Below are 23,225 nucleotides of genomic sequence, written 5' to 3'. Positions count from 1 at the left end.
CTATCTGTCGAGTGCAAGGCGTATATCGGGAATAGGCAAGATTTGGCACAACGATCGGGAAGCGCAGACCTTCCACTTCATGGCGGACGCGTGCCGAAATGGCTCGGCGACCGCATGACGCGTCTTGGCGCGGTCATGTGCGAGGCGATCATACACCATTACGGTCGCGAGGAGCTGCTGCGCCGGTTGGCGCATCCCTTCTGGTTCCAGTCGTTTGGCGCCGTCATGGGAATGGACTGGCATTCATCCGGCATCACGACCAGCGTCATCGGCGCCTTGAAACGTGGTTTGGCTCCGCTCTCGGGCGAGCTCGGTGTTCACGTGTGCGGCGGCCGCGGCGCGCATTCGCGTAAGACCCCGCACGAGCTTGCCGTCATCGGCGAGCGCGTCGGCTTCGACGGAACAGGCTTGGCAACGGCCAGCCGGCTCGTCGCCAAGGTTGACAGTGCCGCTGTTCAGGACGGCTTCGATCTTTATCTGCACGGCTTCATCGTGACCGATGACGGCGACTGGGTCGTGGTGCAGCAGGGCATGAACGGCGACAGCAAGGTGGCGCGCCGCTATCACTGGCTGTCCGAGGGCCTGAAGAGCTTCGTCGACCAGCCGCATGCCGCCATCGAGGGCGCCAACCAGGGCGAGATCGTCAACCTGACCGACCGCCGCGCCGACGCTTCGCGCAAGGGACAGCTGGAGCTGCTGCAGGATCTCGGACCGGATCGCATCCTGAGGGAATTCGCCGCGCTTGAGCATGACGTGGCTGCCGCGCCGGAGCCCGACCAGCTGATGCTGCCGCACCTGGTCATGCCGGCACACCACGACATTCGCGAAAGCGATGTCGTCATGCGCCGTCTTCATGGGAACATGGCCGCGGCTGCCGAGCGTGGCCCTGCCGATTTCTCCGAGCTTCTCCTGGTCCCCGGCGTCGGCGCGCGCACGGTGCGGGCGCTGGCGCTGGTGGCCGAGGTTCTGCATGGCGCGCCGTGCCGGTTTTCCGATCCAGGCCGTTTCTCGCTGGCGCATGGCGGCAAGGACAGGCATCCATTCCCTGTGCCGCTGAAGGTCTATGACGAGACGATCGGCGTGCTGAAGTCCGCCGTCCACAAGGCCAGGCTCGGCCGCGACGAAGAAATCGGTGCCTTGAAGCGGCTGGACGATCAATTGCGGCAGGTTGAGCGCTATGTCACAGGCCCCAGCCTGAAGGAAATCGTTGCCGGAGAGTTCGACCAATCGCATCTGCTCGGCGGTCGCAGCGTGTTCGGCTGGGAGCCCGCACCCGAGGCGCCCGCGGACGTCAGGCAAGTCAAACAAAAGGGATAATCGGGCCGGATCGCAATTCAGCGGACCTGGCCTGATCCGCATTCGGCTTCAGGCATCCAGATCGATCAAGGCGATACCGAGTTCCGGGCGCTTCCTGCGGCGCAGATGCCCAGGCGCTTCCACCAAAGTGACTTCGAGTGTCGGCTGAACGATGCCTTCGAGCAGATGTCCGCCCTTCGTGCTGCCGTCGCGCAACCCGAGCACTGCGTGAACGTGAAGGCTGGGCTTGCCGTCGTCGCCAATCGCAACATCGCCGATCGCGCTGAGCACCTCGCACTGTTCCAGCACCGGGATTTTCCGATAGGTCTTTTCCCTGGGGTCGAACCAGCCGACAGTCGCCCTTTCGAAGGCGCCGAGCGCGGTCAGCGAGGCGCCGCCGATGTCCTGATCGACAGCGAAAGAGGTAAGCGCTGCGAACGCTTCCTCGCCAGGATCAAGCACCACCACGAATGTCCTTTGTCCGGCGCTTTCGGCGACGAGCTGCGATTTCATGGTTTCACTCCAGACGCCATGTCGGCTTTTGCGTTGTCGTCTTTTCAGTCGACTGACTTTGAACGAAATGACGGCTGGAGAGTTCCGAATGCCAGTTCGAGGCTGGCGATTGGACCGCGCGTCTGGAGGAGACGCGATCACAGGCGCGTGAGGGAGGGAACCTTGGCTTCAGCGGATGGTTTGGCCGGCTTGAGACGCAGCCAGCCTGGAGCCAGCCATGTCCGATGCCAAATCCCGCAGCAAACCCACATTGCCCGTCCTCAGCCGACGCGGCTTCATGACCGGATCCGTTTCGGCGGCCGCGGCTGCGCCGCTGCTGGCGAAGTCGGTGAAGGCGGCTGAACAATCAACCGCAAGTTCGGCCGGGCCGCGCGATCTGTCGACGATTTCGATGCGCATCAACAGGCAAGCCTACAATCTCGCCCTCGACAATCGCACGAGCCTGCTTGACGCGCTGCGCGATCATGTCGGCCTGACGGGCACAAAGAAGGGTTGTGACCACGGCCAGTGCGGGGCTTGCACTGTGCTTGTCGATGGCAAGCGTGTGCTTTCCTGCCTGAGCTTCGCCATCATGAATGAAGGTCGTGAAATCACGACCGTGGAGGGGATCGCTTCCGTCGACGGGAGCCTGCACCCAATGCAGCAGGCGTTCATCGACAACGATGCTTTCCAGTGCGGCTACTGCACGCCGGGCCAGATCATGTCTGCCATCGGCTGCGTTAACGAGGGTCACGCCGGTTCGGAAGACGAAATCCGCGAATATATGAGCGGCAATCTGTGCCGGTGCGCCGCCTATCCCAACATTGTCGCGGCCATCGTCCAGGCGCGAGACGAGACAGGGAGGGCCTGAGATGCGCCCCTTCCTCTACGAAAGACCGACCAATGTCTCCGCGGCTGTCGCCGCAGCCTCGAATTTTGCTAACGCACGCGTTCCACCGACGCAGGCAAACGCTCAATTCATCGCCGGCGGCACCAATCTTGCCGACTACATGAAGCTTGGCGTGGCGCAGCCCGAGCGGCTGCTCGATCTCAACGGTCTGGCCGAACCAGCCTTGCGGCAGATCAGGATCAGCGACGACACCATCCGTTTCGGCGCGCTGGTTCGCATGGGCGAGGCGGCAGACAGGGCCGAGATCAAGCGCCGTTGCCCGCTGCTTGCCGAAAGCCTGAAACTCGCCGCCAGCGGCCAGATCCGCAACATGGCAAGCCTGGCCGGCAATGTGCTGCAGCGGACGCGGTGCGAGTATTTTCGCGAGACGTCCTGGCCGTGCAACAAGCGCGAGCCGGGATCCGGTTGCGCCGCCATGGAAGGCTTGAACCGGCAACATGCGGTCCTCGGTACCAGCGACGCCTGTATCGCAACTTATCACGGCGATTTCGCCCAGGCCTTGATCGCGCTCGACGCCGTTGTCGAAGCCGAGGGGAGGGAGGGCTTGCGCAGGATACCTTTCGCCAAGCTGCACCACCTGCCCGGAGTTACGCCCAACATAGAAACAGATCTGGCAGCCGACGAAGTCATCGTAGCCATCAATGTGCCCTTCCGCGATTGGAGCCGCCGCTCGCGCTTCCTGAAGATACGCGATCGCGAATCCTATGCGTTTGCGCTGGCCTCCGCCGCCGTCGCTCTCGATATGGACGGCGACAAGGTCAGGCAGGCCCGCATAGCGCTTGGCGGCGTGGCAACCATACCTTGGCGTGCAAGGGCGGCTGAAGAGGCATTGCAAGACAAGTTGCTCGATCGCAATGCGGCCGAGGCTGCTGCCGAAGCCGCATTCGCCGAGGCGAAGCCAAGGGAACACAACGCATTCAAGATCCCGCTCGGCAAACGCACTCTGGTGCGAGCCTTGCTCGAAACACGCGACATGAAGGTCCCATCATGAACCAAGCTGCCCCCACGCCGAAAGAGAATATGGGAAATCCCGTTCCCCGGATCGATGCCCGCCTGAAGGTTACCGGCCAGGCTGGTTACCCGGCCGACCTTGCGACCGCGAATGTCGCCTACGGCGTGCTTGCCACCAGCACCATCGCCAAGGGCAGCATTTCCGCCCTCCGGCTCGAGAGGGCCCGTGCGGTGCCCGGTGTCCTCGATATCGTCAGCGTCGGTGACATGGACCAGGTCGACAAGCCGGAATTCGGCAATACCGGCGCAAGCTCGATCGCTCCGCTGCACGACAAGACCATTTTCCATGACGGCCAGATCATCGCTCTGGTGGTTGCCGAGACATTCGAGGCGGCGGCGGAGGCGGCTATGCTGATCCGCGCCGACTATGCGCAAGAAACACCCAGCGCCAGCTTCGATTCCCGGGGAACCAGGATCGAGCCTGCCGCCGGCAAAAGTCCGATGTACAAGGAGAACCTTAAAGCCGGCGATTTCGACGCGGCCTATGCTGCGGCTGCGGTGAAGATCGACCAGAAATACTCGACGCCGACCCAGCACCACAATCCGATCGAGCTGTTTTCCACGACGGCGTGGTGGCAGGGCGACCAACTCACCGTGCACGAGCCAAGTCAGAACGTCACCGGCTGGAAGACCGAACTGGCACGGCAACTGAAGATCGACCCGGCCAATGTACGGATCGTCAGTCCCTATATCGGCGGTGCTTTCGGCTCCAAGGGGCCGATGACCGCCCGCACGGCGATCGTGGCGGTCGCGGCCCGCCGGGTCGGCCGGCCGGTGCGCTGCGTGGTCAGCCGCATGCAGGCTTACGACACACAAACCTACAGGGCGGAGACCCGTCACCGCATCCGTATCGGCGCGAACAAGGACGGCCGCATCACCGCCTTCGGTCACGAAGGCTGGGAAGTGACCTCGCGACCCGATCCCTATGTCGTCGGCGGCACCTCGGCAACCAGCCGCATGTATAATTACGGCGCGGTTTTCACGCGCGTGTCACTGGTCCATGCGGACCGCAACACACCCGGCTACATGCGTTCGCCGCCAGAGACGCCCTACGTCTATGCGCTCGAGAACGCCATGGACGAAATGGCCGTGGAACTCGGCATGGATCCGGTCGAATTCCGCCGCATCAACGAGCCGGAAAAGGAACCGATCGGCGGCAAGCCGTTCTCCAGCAGATCGCTGATCAAGTGCTATGACCAGGCCGCGGAGGCCTTCGGCTGGTCAAAGCGCGAAGCGGCAGTAGGCTCGATGCGTGATGGCGACTGGCTGGTCGGCATGGGCTGTGCGACCGCCATCTACCCGACCGCCGCAGCACCCTGCGCAGCCCGTGTCCGCCTGACCGACGACGGCCATGTTCGTGTCCAATCCGGCTCGCACGAGATCGGCACCGGCGTGCGCACCGTAGCGGGGCAGATGGCGGCCGAACGGCTTGGCGTCGATATCGACAAGGTGAGCGTCGAGATGGGCGACAGCACCTTGCCGCCGGCGCCGGTCTCTGGCGGCTCGATTTCGACCGCAAGTGTCTGCTCGGCGGTTCTGAAAGCCTGCGACGCGATTCGCGAAAAACTCTTCACCGCGGCTGTCGGGGAGGGCGGACCACTGGCGGGGTCCGGCAACGCAAAGCTGGAAATGGAAAAGGAGGCCGTCGTCACCGATAGCGGCAAGTCGGCCAGACTGTCCGACGTCTTCAACGCGATGCAGATCGGCGCGCTCGAGGAATATGCCGAGTTTGCGCCGAAAGGCTCGTCGCCGGAGGCCTTGAAGAAGCTCTATGCCGGGCAGGCGGAATTCCACGGCGGCGATCAGGACGAGGATTCGGTGAAATACGCCTATGGCGCAGAATTGGTTGAAGTGCGCATCAACAGCTACACGAGGGAGATCCGGGTACCCCGCATCGTCGGCGCCTTTGCCGCCGGCCGCATCATGAATACGCGCACCGCGCGCAGCCAGTTGATGGGCGGCATGATCTGGGGCATTGGTCAGGCCCTGCACGAGGCGACCGAAATCGACCGGCGCCACGCCCGCTACGTCAACCGCGACCTGCAGGACTATCTGGTGCCGGTCAACGCCGACATAAAGCAGCTTGAGGTGATCCTCGTCCCGGAAGTCGATCACGCGGTCAACCCGGCCGGCGTCAAGGGATTGGGCGAACTCGGCAATGTCGGAACGGCAGCCGCCGTCGCAAGCGCGGTGTATCACGCCACCGGCAGGCGTATCCGCGATCTGCCGATCAGAATAGAGAATTTAATAGTATAATTTGCTCCGGTAACGGGTTGAAAACACAGAGATAGTCACCGCTGCCTTGCGGCGCTAATTGCGTCGGGCCAGCAAATCGGAAATGTAGCGTTGCAGGGAAACAGTGCCACGCTCGGGATTGGCGGGCAGTTCAAGCTCGTCCAGAGTGAGGGCGGTCATGCGCGCATACGACTCGGCAGCCGCCCTGGAAAAGCCCATGCTCTCAAAGGTCTCTTGCCATTTTTCACGCGGTGCCGTCACCACCTGAATGTCTTTTCGTAACTCGTCGCTCAGACAAGCCGCGACATCAGACGCAGTATAGCGCGCCGGCCCTTCGACATAGTGGGTACCTGTCTGCTCGATCGGCTCTTTCAGCAAACGGGCGGCGGCGCGCCCAAGGTCGTCCGGGGCCACCATCGGCAATCTAAAGTCCGCCGGAAAAAAGGTGTTCACCACCCCATCCTGCTCCGCAGTTTCAAGAGCAGAATCCCAGTTGCTCATATAATATGCGGCCCGGATGATGCTGGCAGGGATCGGCTGGGTGCGCAGTTTCTGCTCCAACCCGTAAAGGATGTTCAGGTCGCCACACCGGTCGCCGGGCTGAGCGCCGTAGGTTGATTGCGCGACGATCTTTCGCAATCCAGATCCTTCAAGGGCCGCAATGATGGCGGCAACGGTCTTGCGCTCTTCAACGTCGGTGTCGGTCGATGGGTCGGCCGACGGATTGAGCAGAAACAGCCGCTCGCCTTGACGAAAGACCTGACGAAGGACCTCGCTGTCGTGGACATCCGCCACCGCGATTTCGGCGCCACGCTGGGTCCAGTAAGCGCCTTTCGATGGGTCGCGAGTTACGATGGTGACCGCTTCGCCCTGCTGTAGCAGCGACATGGCTGCAGCAGAACCAACATGGCCCGTGCCTCCGAGAATGATGTGCATGGCCGATCCTTTCGCTTCCTATTCCTCCGGGGCGGTGGCAGGTGCCGTATACCGGCGACGTACTGCATCCAGAACGTGCTTGCGGCTTTCCTGCGCCGAGAGCATTTCGTCCTTCTCTGCCTCGGCGGCTTCGCGCGCCAGCTCCTTGTCCCTGATCTGATGGCGAAACCATTCGGAATAGTCGCCGGCGCGCAGGTGATGCTCCCAAGTCCCGTCGTCGATGCCTTCGGCGATCTGAGCGAAGATCATCAGGTTGTGGGCCCGCAGGTTCATCGCGTTGTCGGGACCTCTAAAATAGAAGCTGCCGGCCTCGTCGAGTTGACCCTCTGCATATTTGCGGCTGTGACGCTTGAGCGACTGGCGCGGCTCAATCGCTTTGACCATGGCAATTTTCTTGCGGGTTTGCGGCCGCCAGAACAACACGCGCTCGCCTTTTGACGATGGAATATCCTTTGGCGGCTTGATATCCGTCTCATGACAGAAAGCCTTGATGACATTCTTGGCCTTGGGACCGAGCGCAATGACGGCAGTGACCAGACGCAGGGCATCGGTCGAAATCGCTTCCGGGTGAACGGTGATCAGGACGGTGCCCGGCAATTCCAACGACAGGACAGCGCGCGTGTCGTCGCGTCTCTTGGGCAGAAGATGATGCGCCTCATCGATGACCAGCCAATGCGGCCTCGCTGTACGGAAGCGGAAACTGCCAAGGCCGGGGAGCAGATCGGCAAAGAAGTCCGGTCGCTCATTGACCCGTAATGCCAGCCCATTGACGACCACGCTGGTGTCCGGCTTCTCGATCAGGTCGAGCACTTGTGCCTTTGTTGGTGCGCTCGAGCCATCGCCTATCCGGACGGCACCTTCGAGGCCATCATAATCGCCTTCCGGGTCGAAAATGCAGAACTGAAAGCCGTTCTCGACGAAGCGTTCCGTCAGCGCGGTGGCCAAGGTGGATTTGCCGATGCCGGAGCTTCCGGCGATCAGAACCGTGTCGGTCGGCGTCAGATAGACTTCGTCGCCGCCGACCGAGCCGAGAAGAATGCCGTCGCGGCGTTTTCGGACAAGTTCCCGATCACGCTTTACCAGTTTCTCGATCAGTTCCTCGACGCCTTTTCCACGTGCGCCGCGCGTCACAAGGTCCGCTGTGTCCTTGACCGCCGCAAGTGCATTGTCGACAGCGACGCTGCAGCCGCAGGCCTGCAGGAAGGCATGATCGTTTTCAGCATCGCCAATACCGACCACATTGTGTGGCGACAGCCGCAGGTCCTCGAGGGCGGCGGCCAGTCCGGTTGCCTTGTTGATGCCGCTCGGCAGGATCATCACCGCGCCCTTGTTGAAGATGATTTCCAGTTCCAGCCCCAGTTTCTTGATGACCTCAAGAACTGTTGCTTCGTGTGGTTCCCAGGTCGCAACGATCGACCGTCCGACTGAAAGCGGTTTGACGCCGTGTTTCTTCAGCTTGGCGACGAATTTGGGCGCCGGTGCCGGTGAAATCACACGTTCTTCCTCGCTGGCAGGCGTGTAGATCAACGCCCCATTCTCGGCGACGACCTTGTCGAACAGGCCGATATCGGGAAAAACGCGCTTGAGGTCGGGCAGTTCTCTTCCTGTGACGAGAATGAGTTTGCGACCACTTTTCTTGAACCGTTCGAGAGCCACAAGCGTCTTTCCGGAGACGATCCCCTCATGCGCCAGCGTGCCGTCATAATCCGTCGCCAAGGCCATGAAATACATGCTGTCGACCTTTCATCTCTGGCATTGCTTCATCTCTGGCATTGCCTCATCTCCGGCGTCGCCGCGCCTACCGTCATCTTTTGAAGGGATCGGACGACAAACATGCCATGCGCCGTGGGCGGGAGCGTGCCCGTACGGTCAATAACCGCCGATGATCGGCAATATCTCGCCGGTGATGTAGCTCGAGCAGTGCGGCGAGGCGAGGAACACATAGGCGGGCGCGATCTCCTCCGGTTGTGCCGGCCGTTTCATCGGCGTGTCTGCGCCAAATTTCGAAACGTCACCGGCCTGCTTGTCCGACGGGTTAAGCGGCGTCCATACCGGGCCCGGCGCCACGGCATTCACCCGAATTCCCTTTTCGATAAGATTGCCCGAGAGCGCGCGCGTGAAGGCATGAATGCCGCCCTTGGTCATCGAATAGTCGACCAGTTGCTTTGAGCCCTCGATGCCGGTTATGGAGCCGCTGTTGATCATCGCCGAGCCGGGCTTCATATGCGGCACGGCCTCCTGCGCCATGTGGAAATAGCCGTAGAGGTTGGTCTTCAGCGTTGTGTCGAAATGCTCTTCGGTCAGCTCGCTGAATTCGCTGGAATGGATCTGGAAAGCGGCGTTGTTGACCAGCACGTCGATCCGGCCGAATTCCTTCACCACTTCAGCCACCGCATTGTGGCAATGGTCGCGTTCGCTGACGTCAGCCTTGATCAGGATGCAGCGCCGGCCTTCGGCTTCGACGGCCCTCTTTGTCTCTTCGGCATCCTTGTCCTCCGACAGATAGACGATCGCTACATCCGCGCCTTCGCGCGCATAGAGCACGGCCACTGCGCGGCCGATGCCGGAATCGCCGCCGGTAATGACAGCCACTTTGCCGTCGAGCTTTTTCGATCCGATATAGAATGGCGCATCGTAAAGCGGCGCTGGCTCGATCGCCCATTCGTGCCCCGGCTTCGGCTGGTGCTGCTCAGGAAAGGGCGGCTCGGGATATTTGCGTGCTCCGGCCTGCATGGCGCCTTGTTGCTTGCCGCTCGATTTCGATTTGTCCTTGGCATCGATCCGACGCTGGATATGGCGCTGCTTGGCGGCCTCGCCGGCGATTTCCGATTTCATCTGCATGGCTGCCTCCTTGGCTTGAAGGATGAACAACGCATGTCCGGCGAAAAAGCTGCGCGACGGCGTCATTCTTCAGTCCGCGATGCGTTCGACAAGCGACCATTGCAGCCGCGGCAACGAGTGATGAGCGCCACCTTCGACAAACCGCCGATGAGAATCGCCCCCCCCAAATTTGGCAGCAGGCGCCGAATGTTCTTGATCGCAGCGAACCCAAAACGCCAGGAATCGACGGCGCGTACTGCCCAACTGGCAACGAATGATGCGGCCGGACGTTTGGGCACAAGCGGTGTCCGAGAACCTGAAGGCGCTGGCCAAGCAGAAGGTATTCCGAGGCTGGTGACCTGAAGATTTCCCGCTTCTCGGCGTACAGGCGATTTTGTCAGCGGATCGCGCCAAGGGAGAGGAAAATGGCTGAAGGTCATACCAAACCAAACGGGCCGGATCTGGTCGAGGGCATCGCGTTATCCGACCTTTCCGATGGCGGAAAGCTTCTCGGCCATTGCGGCGATGAGCAGGTGCTGCTGGTGCGCCGCGGGGCCGAGGTCTTCGCCATCGGGGCGACATGCACACATTATGGCGGGCCGCTCGTCGACGGTCTTGTGGTGGAAGACACCGTCCGGTGTCCTTGGCATCACGCGTGCTTCGATTTGCGTACAGGCGAGGCCTTGCGCGCCCCTGCTTTCAATCCACTCGCTTGCTGGTCGGTGGAACAACGCGATGATCGGATATTCGTGGGAGAAAAGCGCAAGCGGACGGCACCGAAGCAGCGCGATGGAGGCTCCGGCCAGGCTCCAGAGAAAATCGTCATTGTCGGTGGCGGCGCGGCCGGTTTCGCGGCGGCAGAAAAACTGCGGCGCGAACGCTATCAAGGTAGCATTGTCATGCTCAGCAACGACGAAGCGCCGCCCGTTGATCGGCCCAATCTTTCCAAGGACTATCTCGCCGGCAAAGCGCCGGAGGATTGGGTTCCGCTCCGCGGAGACAGCTTTTACTCGAAGAACGACATCGACCTGCGTCTCAACGCGAACGTCGCCAGCATCGATGCACGTTCTGGCGAAGTTGTGCTCGCGGACGGGACACGGACTCCTTACGACAGGCTGCTCCTTGCGACCGGAGCCGAACCGGTTCGCCTGACCATACAAGGCGCCGACCAGCCACACGTTCACACGCTGCGCTCGTTCGCAGATTGCAAGGCGATCATCGAGCGAGCCACGACTGCGCGCCGCGCCGTCGTGCTTGGCGCCAGTTTCATTGGCCTGGAGGTTGCCGCGGCCCTGCGCTCGCGCGAGATCGAAGTTCATGTCGTGGCGCCGGAAAAACGGCCCATGGAACGGGTCCTGGGGCCGCAAATGGGCGACTTCATCCGCGCCCTCCATGAGGAGAATGGTGTCGTATTCCATCTCGAGGACACCGCGAGCAGCATCGACGGCAGCAAGGTGAAACTCAGCAGCGGCGATACGTTGGCGGCGGATTTCGTCGTCGTCGGCATCGGCGTGCGACCGCGGACGGGGCTTGCCGAAACGGCGGGGCTCATCCTTGACCGCGGTGTCGTCGTGAACGCCTTTTTGGAGACGAGCGCACCAGGCATCTTCGCGGCTGGCGACATTGCGCGGTGGCCAGATCCTCACAGTGGCGAGAACATTCGGATCGAGCATTGGGTGGTTGCGGAGAGGCAGGGGCGAACAGCAGCCCTCAACATGCTCGGCCATCGCGAGAAATTCGTCGCCGTGCCGTTCTTCTGGAGCCAGCATTATGATGTGCCCATCAACTACGTTGGCCATGCCGCGCAATGGGACGAGATCGTGGTCGATGGAGACATCCTTGCCAAGGATTGCCTGCTCCGCTTCAAGCGCGAAGGGCGCACGCTGGCTGTCGCTTCGATCTTCCGCGACATCGAAAGTCTAGGGGCCGAGGTGGAAATGGAGCGTCAAATGACCTAGAGCAATTCCGGGAAAAGCGCGGAGCGGTTTTTCGTCCGGAATTGCGTAAAAACAAATACTTAGAGCGGGTCAGCGATTCTATCAAAAGCTGAACTGCTCTAGCGAGGCGCACGCTGTTATCCGCCTTCCGTGGCTCAGCATTCAATTGCGCTTCGTTCATTCCGCGCAGCACAAGGTCCGGGCTGCGGGCGCTGTGCGGCCGGTTCAGCCTGCGCAATCAGTCTCGGCGCGCAATGATCCAGTCGGTTGCCGCCGCGAGATCGGCGACGGTTGCGGTCGGGCGCGGATCAAACCGTTTTTCATCGCCCTGCCGGTATTTGCCTGTCCGCACCAGCAATGCGCCCGAAACTCCGGCGCGCAGGGCGCCAGCTATATCGGCCTCGGCGTCGTCGCCGACCATGATCGCCTGATCCGGCGGACAGTCCATGCTTGCCAGCGCCGACAGAAAGAATGCCGACGAGGGCTTGCCGAGGACAGTTGCGCGTTTCAGGGAGGCAAATTCCAATGCCGCGACGAATGGCCCTGCATCGAGGCTGAGTCCGCCGTCGGCGTCCCGAAACGTCCGGTTGGTGGCAAGGGCCAGCAATTCGGCCCCCGCACTCAGCTCACGAAACGCGTCATTCAACGCCGCATATGTGAAGGCGTCTCCGGCATCGCCGACGATGACGGCGCGCTTGTCGCGATCCGGTAGCTCGTCAAAATCCGGCGCAAGGCCGGGGTGAACCAACAAGTATGGCGCACGGCCATTGCGAAGCAGCCATTCGCGAGCAGCGTGCGCCGGCGTGAAAACATCTGCCTTGGTAACGGTGAGTCCCATCGCCTCCAGACGTTCGAGAACCCCTTGTTTCGACGAGCGCGTGGTATTGCTTACGAAGCGTACGGCCAAACCGGCCTGGCGCAAACGCGCAACGGCGTCGATTCCGCCTGATATGGCGGTCTCGCCATCATAGATGACGCCTGCGAGGTCAAGCAGTACACCTCTTGTCATCGGTGCAGCATGATCACGAGTCCGCCGTGCGTCAAACCCGGAACAAGGCCATGGTTGTTCCTTTTGGATCAGGGCAGGCGCACTCGATTAACCGCCGCTCACTCCCACCATTCGGGGAAGGCCGTGCGTGCGACTTCGGCCAGCGTCGCGGTCGCCTCGTCGGGAACCGAGCTGTAAGGCCAGAGCAGTCGCGAGCCAAGCGGCGCCCAGCCGCCGGCTGCCGCCATCGCTTTGTCGAGCGCCGCATCGCTGACATCGTAACGAGCGCGAAAAGGCAGAACGTGCGTGGCGAGAAAGGCCTGTATGCGCGTCTCGACCTTGGCAGCGGCTGCCGCATCCGTGCGGATCATCTGCCACCACGTCACCGCGCCCTTCGGGTTGAGGCAGGCGACGTTGGAATAGCTGCCGTGGGCGCCCTGGGCAAATCCCGTCGCCAGCGTATGGCCGGGCACGAAGACCGAAAATCCCGGCAGTTCGCGGCGCATGTCGGCGTACCAGTTGGCGTCGCCGCCCGGCAGCTTAGCGCCGGCCAGCGACGGCACCGCTGCACGCAGCCTGGCGATGCCTTCGAGTGTCAGGCGGCGCTTGGCGTGCGGTGGATTGTAGAGCACCAGCGGCGTGTCAGGCGCAGTCTCGCAAAGACCGCCGACGAAGCGCATGACCTCATCGTCGCTGGGCGGCCACCAGTCAGGCAAGGTGAATTGCATCGCCGCCGGGCGGAGCGCCGATGCCCGCGTCAGCCGCTCGCGCGCGACGCGCGGATTGGACTGGCTGATGCCGATCTGGAAGGGCAGGCGCGCGCGAGCCGCTGACGCGGCCACCAGGTCGCAAAGCCAATCGAACTCAGGCTCGGTCTGGCAGTGGAACTCGCCGGCCGTGCCGTTGGAATAGATGCCGTCGACACCGGCCGCGCAAAGCCGCGCGATCGTCTCTTCCGTCGCCTCCCAGTCGATTGCACCGCGGTCGTCGATGGCCAGCATCACCGCGCCCCAGACGCCGCGCGGCGCCTGTGCAGGCAAATGGGTCAGATGGTCGTCCAGCTCAGCGCGCACCGGCGATCTCGTGCTCGCGCCGGGTTTCGTTCGACGAGAAGGCGGCCTCGATGATGCCGATGATCTTGCGTCCATAGGCACCATCGACCGGCACCGGCTTGTCGTTTGCAAGGGCATCGCCCATCGCCGTCCATTCGCGCACCAGCGCGTTGTGCATCCAGTTTGGCTCGAACGAGCCGGGCAGGTCGGTCCAGACCGCATCGCGCCCGAGCATCGTGCCGCGGTCCATGTCGATGCGCAGCGTTCCCTGCTCGCAGACCAGGTCCATGGCGTAGCTGGTCGCGCCATTGCGGTAGCCGATGCTCTGCACCTGGCCGAGCCCGCCGCCGGCGAAACGCAGTCCGAGCAGGGCGGTGTCGTCGGCTTCCTGGTCATGGAACTTGGCGCCGAGCATGGCGCTCACCGACACGACATCGTCATCTATCAGCCAGACCAGGCGGTCGAGCGCATGAATGCCGGCCGTCAACAGCATGCCGCCGCCGGTTGCCTTGCGCAGATGCCAGTCGCGGCGATTGTGCTCCATCCACAGCTTGATGATCCAGCTCGATCCGATGAGCGGCCGGCCGAGCGTTCCTTCCTCCAGCATTTGCCTGGCCGCCATGCAGGGCAGGGCGAAATGCATGAGATGGGCCACCATCAGCTTGACGCCGCCGGCGGCCACGGCGGCGTTTATCGCATCGCAGGCTGCCGCCGTCGGCGCCATCGGCTTTTCGAGCATGATGTGCTTGCCGGCCTCCGCTGCGCCGATGGCCATCTCGGCATGGAGATGGTGAGGGCTGGCGATCAGGACAGCGTCGACATCCTTATCGTCCAGCAGCTTGCGCCAGTCGGTGTAGCCGCGACCACCGTGTTCGCTGGTGAAGCCGGCCAGGGCATCGTTATTCCCGCGGCACGATGCGACGAGGCGCAGGCCGTGCACTTCCTTGATTGCCCTTGCATGGGCCCCGCCGAAATCGCCCGCTCCGATAATGCCTATTCCAATCATCGTCCTGCCTTTTCATACGCGGCGTCGATCAGCGACATCGCCGCAACATAGTCATCGATCGAAATCGCCGGCGGCGCTTTTCGAGCCAGCCGGTCGAGCGTGTCGCTCATGCATAGCCGGTAGCGCGTCGCCGGCAATTCGATCGGCAGGTCGACGATAGCGCCATCGTCGAGCGTCGCACAGATGGCGCGGTCGCCATAGTCGATGAGCGTCGCATTCGCACTGACGATGCGCCATTCAAAGTCGCCGCCGGGGCGCATCGACGCGAAAGTATATCCCGCCTCGACGACGAACAACGCTCCGGCAGCGTCTTCCAGCACAAGCAGCGCATGGTCCTCGACCGGGGCGCGGTGAATGCGGTTCTCGATCGAAACGGCTTTCAGCCCAAGCCCGCCGGTTGCCAGGCTGAGCGCGGCGTCGATGCCGTGTATGCCGAGGTTCCTCAGCGCGCCGCCGCCACCGATCGCCGGATCCACGACCCAGGCGACACCGTCGGCCGCGTAGCGCTGCGGCGGGCCATTGACCAGCCGGAACTGGCAATGCGCAACCGCACCGGCGCGGCCTTGCCGGCGTAGCCGTTCAAAGGCAGTGACGGCCGGCCCAAAGCGGTTGGGCAGGGGAACACTGACAAAGGCCCGGTGCTGCCTCGCCAGGTCGCGCAGCGCGGCCAACACTCCAGTGCTGCTCGCCGCCGGCTTTTCCAGGATTAGCGGTATGCCGGCTTCGATGACGGCTCGCGCCCGCGCGGGCACCGTCGAAGGATGTCCCATCAGCAGGATCACATCAGGCGGGCTGGAGAGGATTTTCGCGAAATCCGCAATGAACGGCAAATGATGACGCGTCGCGAAGGCGCGCGCATGCTCCGCGTCCTCATCCCAAATGCCGGCAATCTCGGCACTACAAGCGTGTGCGGCGTCGAGATGCATTTCGGCGTGCCAATGGCTTGAGCCGGCCAGGACAATCTTCATTTCGGTGACGAATCCTCTCACTTGCAGGATATCCTACAAGTCGCTATGCTACAAGCATCGACCGCTTTGCAACGCGCCATCGGGCGCAATTGCAGCGGCGCTGGGAGCAAAATGCCGGAACCCAAGTTGATCTCAGAACCCAAGCCGATCTCGGAATCTAAGTCGATCGAACCGTTGGCTCGACCGCCGCTGCTTCACGTCAGCGTGCAGGAGAGCCTCAGGACCTACATCCAGAGCAACAAGCTCAAGGCAGGCGATCCCTTGCCTCCGGAGACCTTCCTGGCGCAGCGGCTCGGCGTCGGCCGCAACTCGGTGCGCGAAGCGATCAAGGCGCTGGAGTCGATCGGCATTCTGGAGACGCGTCGCGGCATCGGCGTGTTCGTCAAGGAATTCTCGTTCAAGCCCTTGCTGGATAATCTGGCATATGGCCTGCAGGATTCGTTGCGCGACGTCGAAGAGCTGCGCGAGATCCGCCGCGTCCTTGAAACTGGCCTCATCGCCAAGACCATCGAGATGATCAGCGCCGAAGACATCGCCGCGCTGCGCCAACTGACCGAAAGCATGCGGCGGCGCGCCGAGCGCCAAGAGAGCTTTGCCGAAGAGGACCAGCAATTCCACCAGCTGCTGTTTCGCTGTCAGAACAATCACATGCTGAGTGCGCTGATCGACATCTTCTGGGTGGCGTTCAACAAGGCCTCGAACTTCACCAGCCTCGACAATCCGACGCCGCTGGCGACGTGGCGCGACCATCACGAGATCGTCGAGGCCGTCGCCGCCAAGGATGTCGACCGGGCGCGTCAGCGCCTCGACGACCACTACAGGGGGATTCAGCAAGTCATCGCCAAAAACCGAGCGACCTGACCCAACGCCAAACTACCTGACAATGCCAAGGGAGGAAACCATGCGCATCAAGACCATAGCTCGTCATCTGGCCGTCACCGGGCTGCTGCTCGGCGGCATCAGCCTTGCCACCAGCGTCCAGGCACAGAGTGCCAAGACCATAACCGGGGGCTTCGACGTCGGCCCCGGCGGCTTTCCCAAGAACTTCAATCCGCTGGCTGCGACCGGCGGCTTTACCTGGCTCAGCACCTATTTTGAACCGCTGGTCATCTACAACGCCGACCTGACCGAACTCGAAGGCGATCTGGCCAAGGGCTACAGGGTCAGCGACGACCAACTGACCTATACGTTCAACCTTGTCCAAGAGACCTGGCACGACGGCAAGCCGTTCACATCCAAGGACGTCAAGTTCACGCTTGAGCTCGCCAGGAACAAAGCGTCCGGCAGTCTGTTTGCCGCGCGTCTCGGCGATATCGCGTCGGTCGACGCGCCGGACGACCGCACCGTCGTCGTCAAACTGTCGAAGCCCAACGGCTCGTTCCTGTCCATTCTCTCGCAGGTGATGATCCTGCCGGAGCATGCCCTGGCCGCGATGCCACCGGAAACGCTGGCCACAAGCACCTGGTGGTCCACCACGCCGGTCGGCACCGGCCCCTTCAAATTCAATCGCTACGTCAGCGATCAATATGTCGAGCTGGCCGCGGATGACGACTATCGCGGCGGCAAGCCGAAGGCCGACGTGCTCATCAACCGGTATTTCGAGAGCCCGGCGGCGGCCGTTGCCGCGCTGCGCGCCGGCGAGATCCAGTTCACCTATGTCGAGCCCGACGACGCGGTATCTTTCAAAAGCGACAGCAATTTCAAGGTGATCGAGGGCGCTTCTTATGTAGTCAACTACATCGGGCTCAACCAGAAGGTCGAGCTCTTCAGGGATGTTCGCGTCCGCCAGGCGATCATGTACGCGATCGATCGCAATGCCATCATCGAGAGCCTCTATGGCGGCGCGGCCAAACCGGCCAATTGCGGCTACGTCGCGCCGCATCTGCTTCCCGAAGGCCTCGAGACCTATGCTTACGATCCGGCAAAGGCCAAGGCGCTGCTTGCTGAGGCGGGCTGGGACAAGATCAACGGCGATAAGCCCATCACCTTGCTGACCTATTACGGCTCGCCGCAAGCGGCCAATGTGATGGCCGCCATACAGTCGATGCTGGCCGAGGTCGGGATCAATGTTGTGCCGCGTGTCGTCGATACGCCGACCTATAACGGCATCGTCTACAAGGAAGGCACGCCGGACTGGAACGCGTTTGCGATGGTCTATGCCGGCCTGCAGAACGGTCCAAATCCGGCTGGCATCAGCCCGGGTCTCAACAAGTCCCAGATTCCGCCGGCAGGCTTCAACACCATGCGCATCGAGTTCGACGACCTGAGCGCTGCATTGGACGCCGCGCTCGGCCAGACCGACCCGGCCAAGATCGATCAATCCTGGCAGGAAGTCTGCAAGGTGATGAACAAGGATCTGCCCTGGGCGACATTATGGGTAGCCAATCGCTATGGCGTCGCCTCCAACAAACTGCGTGACTTTGTCTGGACGCCGGCGCCTGCCGGCGGTCCTTTCGCGGCTCACCCGGAACGCTGGGACATCCAGTAAAAAACGCCTGGCGGGCCACTCCAGGCCCACCTTTGCACGGAGCCGGCCTGATGCCGGCTCCGCTCACCATCACCACGGAAGCCAATGCTGAGTTTCATTGCCCGCCGCAGCGCTACAGGACTGTTGATGCTGGTCGCTCTGAGCGTCCTCATCTTCATCCTTCTGCGGCTGGCGCCCGGCGATCCAATCGACGCGTATATCAACCCATCCAGCCCGATGTCTGCTTCTGACCTCGAAGTCCTGCGTGACCGGCTTGGGCTCGACCAGCCGCTTCCCGTGCAATACCTCGCCTGGCTTCGCGCTGCGCTCAGCGGCGACTTCGGCTATTCGATCCAGCGCAGCGGCGTTGCCGTGCTGCCGCTGGTCATGGATCGTATCGGCCCGACCGCGCTCCTGATGGGCACGGGCTTGGCAATCGCCATCGTGCTCGGCATTTCCGCCGGCATCTTCAGCGCCGTCCGCCGTAACGCGCTGCCCGACATCGCGCTGTCAGTGGTTTCTTTCGTTGGCATCTCCAGCCCGGCTTTTCTGACGGCGCTTCTTGGACTGTACTTTTTCTCGGTGTTGCTGCGCTGGGCGCCATCAGGCGGCATGCAGACCGCCGGCGCGCCGTTTTCCGTATCGGATGTGCTCGCGCATCTCGTCCTGCCCGCCTGCCTGCTGTCCATCGGACACGCCGCGCTGATCATGCGCTACATGCGCGCGTCGCTGCTGGAAGTGCTCAACCAGGACTATGTGCGGACCGCGCGTGCCAAGGGAGTGCGCGAATTCTGGGTGATCATCAAGCACGCGACCCGCAATGCGCTTTTGCCTGTCATCACCCTGATCGGGTCGACGGTCGGCATCGCGATCGGTGGCGCCATCTTCCTCGAAAGCGTGTTCAACTGGCCGGGCATGGGCCTGCTGCTGGTCAACGCCGTCGGCACAAGGGATTACCCGGTCATCATGGGCGCCACCCTGGTAATCGGCATCTGCGTCATTCTGGTCAATCTCCTGACCGATATCGTCTATGCCGTCGTCGATCCGCGCATTCAGGTGTCGTGATGACGATCACCGCGCCAGATCCGACAGCTGTGCCGCAAACCAAAGGACCGCTCCGCCGCGCGCTCGACCGCTTCTTTGAAAATCGTGCGGCGCGCGCCGGTCTGTTTATCGTTATCCCTATCCTGCTGGCGGTTTCGACCTATCCTTTATGGTGGCCGTTCAGCCCCAACGCGATCGATCTCAGGGCGATCAACAAGGGACCGTCGGCCATTCATTGGCTAGGCAGCGACGGCGTCGGCCGCGACGTCATGGCCCGGTTGCTGCAAGGCGGGCGGATCTCGCTGCTGGTCGCCGTCTGCTCGGTCGCCATCTCGATCGTCATCGGCTTCCTAGTCGGCGCCGTTGCCAGCTTCGGCGGGCGTGTTGTCGACGGCACGGTGATGCGCTTCGTCGATCTCGCAATGACGCTGCCGCCGGTGATCTTCCTGCTCGTGCTCGCTTCGATTGCCGGCACCGGCATCGCGCCGACCATCCTGGTGATCTCGCTGCTCTCATGGCCGGTGCTGTCGCGCATGGTGCGCGCCCGGCTGCTCGAGCTGCGCGAGCGCGACTTCGTCGTCGCCGCCCGTGGCATGGGGGCGGGGCTGCCGCATCTCCTGTTCCGTCACGGCCTGCCGAATTGCATCGACATTCTTGTCGTCTACGCCACTTTGCAGATCGCCAACGCCATTCTGCTCGAAGCCGGCCTCTCTTTCCTCGGCCTCGGCATCGCGCCGCCCGAAGCCAGCTGGGGCAACATGCTCAATCTCGCCCGCTCCACCGTCGTGCTCGAGCAATATCCCTGGCAATGGATGTTTCCCGGCGCCGTGCTCGTGCTCACCGTTCTGGCCATCAACTTCATCGGCGACGGCCTGCGCGATGCATTCGATCCCCGTTCCGATCTCAACTGAACCTGAAGGTTTTCAAAATGCCCCTGTTTACCGGTGTCGTGCCACCTGTCGTCACCCCGCTCCATTCCGATTTCAGTGTCGACTTCCCGTCGTTCACGCGGACCATCGAGAACCTGCTCGCCGGCGGCGTTCACGGGCTGTTCGTGCTCGGCTCGACCAGCGAGGTGGTCTTTTATGACGGGGCCGGCCGCAGGGCCATCATCGAGCACGCCGTCAAGGTCAACAATGGCCGCGTTCCGATCTTCGCCGGGGTCATCGACCCGACGACCGATCGTGTCATCAATCACGCCAAGATAGCCAGATCGGCCGGCGCCGACGCCGTCGTGGTCACCGCGCCCTTTTATGCCCGCACCAGCCAGCCCGAGATCGGCGATCACTTCCGTTATATCAAGGATGCGGTCGACATCCCCATTATCGCCTACGACATTCCGGTCTGCGTCCATGTCAAGCTGGAGCGCAAGACCACCGTCGGCCTTGCCAGCGAGGGGGTTATCGCGGGGATCAAGGATTCCAGCGGCGATGACGGCAATCTGCGTTATGTGCTCAAGGACATGGCCAACGATCCGAATTTCTTCGGCATGACCGGATCCGAGATCCTGGTCGACAGCGTGCTTGCCATGGGCGCGCATGGCGTCGTGCCGGGCCTCGCCAATGTCGATCCGCACGGCTACGTCAAGCTGTGGAACCTGATGCAGGCGGGTCAGCACGTCGAAGCCCGCGTGGAACAGGAGCGGCTGTTGAAGCTGTTCGAGATCGTCTGGATCTCGCTCGGCAGGACAAGCGCCGGCTCGGCCGGCGTAGGCGCCTTCAAGACAGCGATGAAGAGCCTCGGCATCATCGCCTCCAACACCATGGCGCGGCCGCAACGCAGCTTGAACGACGAGGAAACCGCAAAGGTCGAAATCATCCTTCGCGACGTCGGGTTGATGCGCTGACCGTGGACGCTCCGATTCTCTCGATTTCCGGTCTGCGGGCCGTGTTCCGTATCGCCGGACGCGACATCGCCGCCGTGCAGGACGTCGATCTGACGATCGGATCGGGTGAAACGGTCGCGCTCGTCGGCGAATCCGGATCGGGCAAATCCGTCACCAGCCTGTCGATCATCGGCCTGCTGCCGAAGAAGATCGGACACATCGCCGAGGGCTCGATCGCGCTGCGGCGCAGGGATGGCACTGTCACCGAGCTGACCGGCCTCGATCCCGAGTCGCTGCGCAAGGTGCGCGGCAACGACATCGGCATGGTGTTCCAGGAGCCGATGACCAGCCTCAATCCGGTCTACACGATCGGCGAACAGATCGCCGAGCCGATCCGCATCCATCTCGGCAAGTCGCATCGTGATGCGGCCGCCGACGCCGTGCGGCTGCTGGCTCAGGTCGGCATTCCCGATCCCGATCGGCGGGCGCGGCAATACCCGCATGAGCTGTCGGGAGGGATGCGCCAGCGCGCCACCATCGCCATGGCCCTGTCCTGCAATCCGACCTTGCTGATCGCCGACGAGCCGACCACCGCGCTGGACGTCACTATCCAGGCCCAGATTCTCGACCTGCTGGCCGAACTGCAAGCGCAGCGCGGCATGGGCATTCTGTTCGTCACGCACAATCTCGGCGTCGTTGCCGAGATCGCCGACCGGGTCGCGGTGATGTATGCCGGGCGCATCGTGGAATCGGGTCCGGTGAGCGAGGTGTTCACCCGTCCGCGTCATCCCTACACCGCCGGGCTGATGCGTTCGGTGCCGCGGCTTGGCCAGGCCACCACGCTGAAGGCAGCGGGAACGCCACTTCCGACCATCGCCGGCAATGTTCCGTCGCTGGCCCTGCTGCCCAAGGGCTGCTCCTTCGCGCCGCGTTGCGCCCTGGCCGTCGATGCCTGCCGCGCTGCTGTACCGCCATTGTTCGCGGCGACGCCGACCCAGAAAAGCCGTTGTTTGCGCTGGGAGGATCTCTGACAATGGATGCCCCCTTCCTTTCGGTCAGGAACCTGACCAAGCATTTTTCGCCGACGGCGTTCTCGCGCGGTCCCATCGTCAGGGCGCTGGATGATATTTCCTTCGATATTGCGCGCGGCCAGGTCGTCGGCCTCGTCGGCGAATCCGGGTCGGGCAAGACCACGATCGGCCGCTCGGTGCTGCGTCTCATCGAGCCGACGTCCGGCGAAATAAGATTTGACGGCGTCGATATCACTAAGTTGAGCGCCGGCCCGCTGGCTCGCCAGCGCCGCAAGATGCAGTATATTTTCCAGGATCCGTTCGCCAGTCTGTCGCCGCGCATGACCATCGGGCAGATCCTGACCGAAGGCCTGGATATTCAGGGCATCGGCAACAGGCGCGAGCGGCGGGCGAGGGCGGAGAAAGCACTTGCTGCGGTCGAGTTGCCAGTCGATGCCTATGACCGCTACGCCCACGAATTTTCAGGCGGGCAGCGTCAGCGCATCGGCATCGCCCGCGCGCTTACGCTCGAACCCGAATTCATCGTCGCCGATGAGCCGGTCTCTGCTCTCGATGTCTCCATTCAGGCGCAAATCATCAATCTTCTGCGCGACCTGCAGGTCCGGCTCGGCCTGACCATGCTGTTCATTTCGCATGACCTGGCCGTCGTCGAATATATCTGCGACACGGTGATCGTTCTCTATCTCGGGCGTATTATGGAAGTTGCACCGGCGGCCGCGCTTTATGCCCGGCCGCAGCACCCCTACACGCGCGCGCTGCTCTCGGCTATTCCGTCGCTCGACCCACTGGCCAAGCAAGGCCGGCAGGTGCTGAAGGGCGACATTCCAAGCCCCGCAAATCCGCCAACCGGGTGTGTTTTCCGAACCCGTTGCCCGGTCGCCATAGACGCTTGTGCCGGCATCGTCCCGCCGCTGCGGGCAACGTCAGATGGCCATCTGAAGGCCTGCATTCGCGACGACATCGCTTGAGGCAAGCCGGCGCGAGGCGCAGCGCGCAGAACAGCGTCGTTAGTCTCCCTAGGGCACCACAAGGCCACGTCACATTCGCAAACGACCTCGTCCCGTCCGGGCGCCTTGCCTCGTAGGCATCGCGGACGGCGGCGCTTTCGGCGATGCGCCCCCAGGGTTTCTTCGTATTTCAATTGCAATCAGTTTCCGCCGATCATGAAATCTACGTGCAACCCTCATCGTCGATAGAACAACAAGAC

Annotated in this window: 21 protein-coding genes and 1 pseudogene; 13 read left to right on the top strand and 9 right to left on the bottom strand. The window is 62.6% G+C overall.

Translation table 11 applies throughout. The features are described from left to right. Window positions 1-42 precede the first annotated feature (42 nt). Window positions 43-1,317, top strand: coding sequence for a DUF763 domain-containing protein (locus EN885_RS11515; protein ID WP_128242024.1), 1,275 nt, complete (start codon window positions 43-45; stop codon window positions 1,315-1,317). A gap of 48 nt (window positions 1,318-1,365) precedes the next feature. Here the strand turns inward: EN885_RS11515 and EN885_RS11510 are convergent, their stop codons facing one another. Continuing rightward, on the bottom strand, window positions 1,366-1,809 hold the full coding sequence (locus EN885_RS11510) for a PPC domain-containing DNA-binding protein (RefSeq protein WP_128242023.1): 444 nt from the start codon (window positions 1,807-1,809) through the stop codon (window positions 1,366-1,368). A 217-nt stretch (window positions 1,810-2,026) separates the two neighbouring features. Between EN885_RS11510 and EN885_RS11505 the strand changes: the two genes are divergently transcribed. The 3 genes from EN885_RS11505 to EN885_RS11495 are packed head-to-tail and all read left to right on the top strand — an operon-like array spanning window position 2,027 to window position 5,965. Continuing rightward, on the top strand, window positions 2,027-2,659 hold the full coding sequence (locus EN885_RS11505) for a (2Fe-2S)-binding protein (protein WP_128242022.1): 633 nt from the start codon (window positions 2,027-2,029) through the stop codon (window positions 2,657-2,659). 1 nt (window position 2,660) lies between these two features. Beyond that, window positions 2,661-3,689 (top strand): xanthine dehydrogenase family protein subunit M, encoded by a 1,029-nt coding sequence (locus EN885_RS11500; protein ID WP_128242021.1) that lies wholly within the window; start codon window positions 2,661-2,663, stop codon window positions 3,687-3,689. After that, window positions 3,686-5,965, top strand: a complete 2,280-nt coding sequence (locus EN885_RS11495; protein ID WP_128242020.1) for a xanthine dehydrogenase family protein molybdopterin-binding subunit — start codon at window positions 3,686-3,688, stop codon at window positions 5,963-5,965. The genes EN885_RS11500 and EN885_RS11495 overlap by 4 nt, the downstream gene beginning before the upstream one ends. A gap of 54 nt (window positions 5,966-6,019) precedes the next feature. Here the strand turns inward: EN885_RS11495 and EN885_RS11490 are convergent, their stop codons facing one another. The 3 genes from EN885_RS11490 to EN885_RS11480 form a co-directional block, all read right to left on the bottom strand. Next, window positions 6,020-6,880, bottom strand: a complete 861-nt coding sequence (locus EN885_RS11490) for an NmrA family NAD(P)-binding protein (RefSeq protein WP_128242019.1) — start codon at window positions 6,878-6,880, stop codon at window positions 6,020-6,022. A gap of 18 nt (window positions 6,881-6,898) precedes the next feature. Beyond that, entirely contained in the window at window positions 6,899-8,611 is a 1,713-nt protein-coding gene (locus EN885_RS11485) for an HAD family hydrolase (RefSeq protein ID WP_127289011.1), read from the bottom strand. 138 nt (window positions 8,612-8,749) lie between these two features. Further along, a complete protein-coding gene (locus EN885_RS11480) occupies window positions 8,750-9,721 on the bottom strand; it encodes an SDR family oxidoreductase (protein WP_095486618.1) in 972 nt (323 codons plus the stop codon). A gap of 33 nt (window positions 9,722-9,754) precedes the next feature. On the opposite strand from EN885_RS11480, the gene EN885_RS11475 reads away from it, so the two are divergent. After that, complete coding sequence (locus EN885_RS11475; protein WP_128242018.1) at window positions 9,755-10,063, top strand: hypothetical protein; 309 nt, start codon at window positions 9,755-9,757, stop codon at window positions 10,061-10,063. A gap of 62 nt (window positions 10,064-10,125) precedes the next feature. Next, window positions 10,126-11,658, top strand: coding sequence for an FAD-dependent oxidoreductase (locus EN885_RS11470; RefSeq protein WP_128242017.1), 1,533 nt, complete (start codon window positions 10,126-10,128; stop codon window positions 11,656-11,658). 217 nt (window positions 11,659-11,875) lie between these two features. Here the strand turns inward: EN885_RS11470 and EN885_RS11465 are convergent, their stop codons facing one another. The 4 genes from EN885_RS11465 to EN885_RS11450 all read right to left on the bottom strand — a co-directional run bounded on the left by EN885_RS11465 (window position 11,876) and on the right by EN885_RS11450 (window position 15,651). Then, a complete protein-coding gene (locus EN885_RS11465; RefSeq protein WP_127289017.1) occupies window positions 11,876-12,646 on the bottom strand; it encodes a TIGR01458 family HAD-type hydrolase in 771 nt (256 codons plus the stop codon). A gap of 98 nt (window positions 12,647-12,744) precedes the next feature. Beyond that, window positions 12,745-13,698, bottom strand: coding sequence for a dihydrodipicolinate synthase family protein (locus EN885_RS11460; protein ID WP_245493058.1), 954 nt, complete (start codon window positions 13,696-13,698; stop codon window positions 12,745-12,747). Next, window positions 13,688-14,683 carry a Gfo/Idh/MocA family oxidoreductase gene (locus tag EN885_RS11455; protein WP_128242016.1) on the bottom strand — a complete coding sequence of 332 codons (996 nt, stop codon included), beginning with the start codon at window positions 14,681-14,683 and terminating at the stop codon, window positions 13,688-13,690. The genes EN885_RS11460 and EN885_RS11455 overlap by 11 nt, the downstream gene beginning before the upstream one ends. Continuing rightward, window positions 14,680-15,651: a Gfo/Idh/MocA family oxidoreductase gene (locus EN885_RS11450; protein ID WP_128242015.1), complete on the bottom strand. Its 972-nt coding sequence runs from the start codon at window positions 15,649-15,651 to the stop codon at window positions 14,680-14,682. Before EN885_RS11450 ends, EN885_RS11455 begins: the two co-directional genes overlap by 4 nt. 129 nt (window positions 15,652-15,780) lie before the next feature. Between EN885_RS11450 and EN885_RS11445 the strand changes: the two genes are divergently transcribed. From EN885_RS11445 to EN885_RS11415, 7 genes are all read left to right on the top strand, one after another. After that, window positions 15,781-16,512: a FadR/GntR family transcriptional regulator gene (locus tag EN885_RS11445; RefSeq protein ID WP_245493063.1), complete on the top strand. Its 732-nt coding sequence runs from the start codon at window positions 15,781-15,783 to the stop codon at window positions 16,510-16,512. Window positions 16,513-16,552: 40 nt separating this feature from the next. Then, the gene (locus tag EN885_RS11440; protein ID WP_128242013.1) at window positions 16,553-18,139 is read left to right on the top strand and encodes an ABC transporter substrate-binding protein; all 1,587 of its coding nucleotides are present in this window, start codon (window positions 16,553-16,555) and stop codon (window positions 18,137-18,139) included. Window positions 18,140-18,223: 84 nt separating this feature from the next. Then, window positions 18,224-19,183 carry an ABC transporter permease gene (locus EN885_RS11435; protein WP_128242012.1) on the top strand — a complete coding sequence of 320 codons (960 nt, stop codon included), beginning with the start codon at window positions 18,224-18,226 and terminating at the stop codon, window positions 19,181-19,183. After that, window positions 19,183-20,073 carry an ABC transporter permease gene (locus EN885_RS11430; RefSeq protein ID WP_128242011.1) on the top strand — a complete coding sequence of 297 codons (891 nt, stop codon included), beginning with the start codon at window positions 19,183-19,185 and terminating at the stop codon, window positions 20,071-20,073. Before EN885_RS11435 ends, EN885_RS11430 begins: the two co-directional genes overlap by 1 nt. 17 nt (window positions 20,074-20,090) lie before the next feature. Then, window positions 20,091-21,008: a dihydrodipicolinate synthase family protein gene (locus EN885_RS11425; RefSeq protein WP_126102976.1), complete on the top strand. Its 918-nt coding sequence runs from the start codon at window positions 20,091-20,093 to the stop codon at window positions 21,006-21,008. Between the two features lie 2 nt (window positions 21,009-21,010). Beyond that, a complete protein-coding gene (locus EN885_RS11420) occupies window positions 21,011-22,018 on the top strand; it encodes an ABC transporter ATP-binding protein (protein ID WP_128242010.1) in 1,008 nt (335 codons plus the stop codon). Between the two features lie 2 nt (window positions 22,019-22,020). Then, window positions 22,021-22,986, top strand: a complete 966-nt coding sequence (locus tag EN885_RS11415; protein ID WP_128242009.1) for an ABC transporter ATP-binding protein — start codon at window positions 22,021-22,023, stop codon at window positions 22,984-22,986. A gap of 58 nt (window positions 22,987-23,044) precedes the next feature. On the opposite strand, the pseudogene EN885_RS34830 reads toward EN885_RS11415, so the two are convergent. After that, window positions 23,045-23,119 (bottom strand): annotated as a pseudogene (locus EN885_RS34830) (SAM-dependent methyltransferase); the annotation flags it as partial. Window positions 23,120-23,225: the final 106 nt, after the last annotated feature.

This window comes from Mesorhizobium sp. M6A.T.Cr.TU.014.01.1.1, assembly GCF_004022765.1.
Classification (GTDB): domain Bacteria; phylum Pseudomonadota; class Alphaproteobacteria; order Rhizobiales; family Rhizobiaceae; genus Mesorhizobium; species Mesorhizobium mediterraneum.
The sequence above is the reverse complement of the archived record's forward strand: the minus strand, read 5'-3'. Positions and strand labels throughout refer to the sequence as shown.

Bases quoted from the DNA above. Each gene is read 5' to 3' on its own strand.
- EN885_RS11510 (WP_128242023.1), bottom strand. From the start codon at position 1,809: ATGAAATCGCAGCTCGTCGCCGAAAGCGCCGGACAAAGGACATTCGTG.
- EN885_RS11505 (WP_128242022.1), top strand. From the start codon at position 2,027: ATGTCCGATGCCAAATCCCGCAGCAAACCCACATTGCCCGTCCTCAGC.
- EN885_RS11500 (WP_128242021.1), top strand. From the start codon at position 2,661: ATGCGCCCCTTCCTCTACGAAAGACCGACCAATGTCTCCGCGGCTGTC.
- EN885_RS11495 (WP_128242020.1), top strand. From the start codon at position 3,686: ATGAACCAAGCTGCCCCCACGCCGAAAGAGAATATGGGAAATCCCGTT.
- EN885_RS11490 (WP_128242019.1), bottom strand. From the start codon at position 6,880: ATGCACATCATTCTCGGAGGCACGGGCCATGTTGGTTCTGCTGCAGCC.
- EN885_RS11485 (WP_127289011.1), bottom strand. From the start codon at position 8,611: ATGTATTTCATGGCCTTGGCGACGGATTATGACGGCACGCTGGCGCAT.
- EN885_RS11480 (WP_095486618.1), bottom strand. From the start codon at position 9,721: ATGCAGATGAAATCGGAAATCGCCGGCGAGGCCGCCAAGCAGCGCCAT.
- EN885_RS11475 (WP_128242018.1), top strand. From the start codon at position 9,755: ATGTCCGGCGAAAAAGCTGCGCGACGGCGTCATTCTTCAGTCCGCGAT.
- EN885_RS11470 (WP_128242017.1), top strand. From the start codon at position 10,126: ATGGCTGAAGGTCATACCAAACCAAACGGGCCGGATCTGGTCGAGGGC.
- EN885_RS11465 (WP_127289017.1), bottom strand. From the start codon at position 12,646: ATGACAAGAGGTGTACTGCTTGACCTCGCAGGCGTCATCTATGATGGC.
- EN885_RS11455 (WP_128242016.1), bottom strand. From the start codon at position 14,683: ATGATTGGAATAGGCATTATCGGAGCGGGCGATTTCGGCGGGGCCCAT.
- EN885_RS11450 (WP_128242015.1), bottom strand. From the start codon at position 15,651: ATGAAGATTGTCCTGGCCGGCTCAAGCCATTGGCACGCCGAAATGCAT.
- EN885_RS11440 (WP_128242013.1), top strand. From the start codon at position 16,553: ATGCGCATCAAGACCATAGCTCGTCATCTGGCCGTCACCGGGCTGCTG.
- EN885_RS11435 (WP_128242012.1), top strand. From the start codon at position 18,224: ATGCTGAGTTTCATTGCCCGCCGCAGCGCTACAGGACTGTTGATGCTG.
- EN885_RS11430 (WP_128242011.1), top strand. From the start codon at position 19,183: ATGACGATCACCGCGCCAGATCCGACAGCTGTGCCGCAAACCAAAGGA.
- EN885_RS11425 (WP_126102976.1), top strand. From the start codon at position 20,091: ATGCCCCTGTTTACCGGTGTCGTGCCACCTGTCGTCACCCCGCTCCAT.
- EN885_RS11415 (WP_128242009.1), top strand. From the start codon at position 22,021: ATGGATGCCCCCTTCCTTTCGGTCAGGAACCTGACCAAGCATTTTTCG.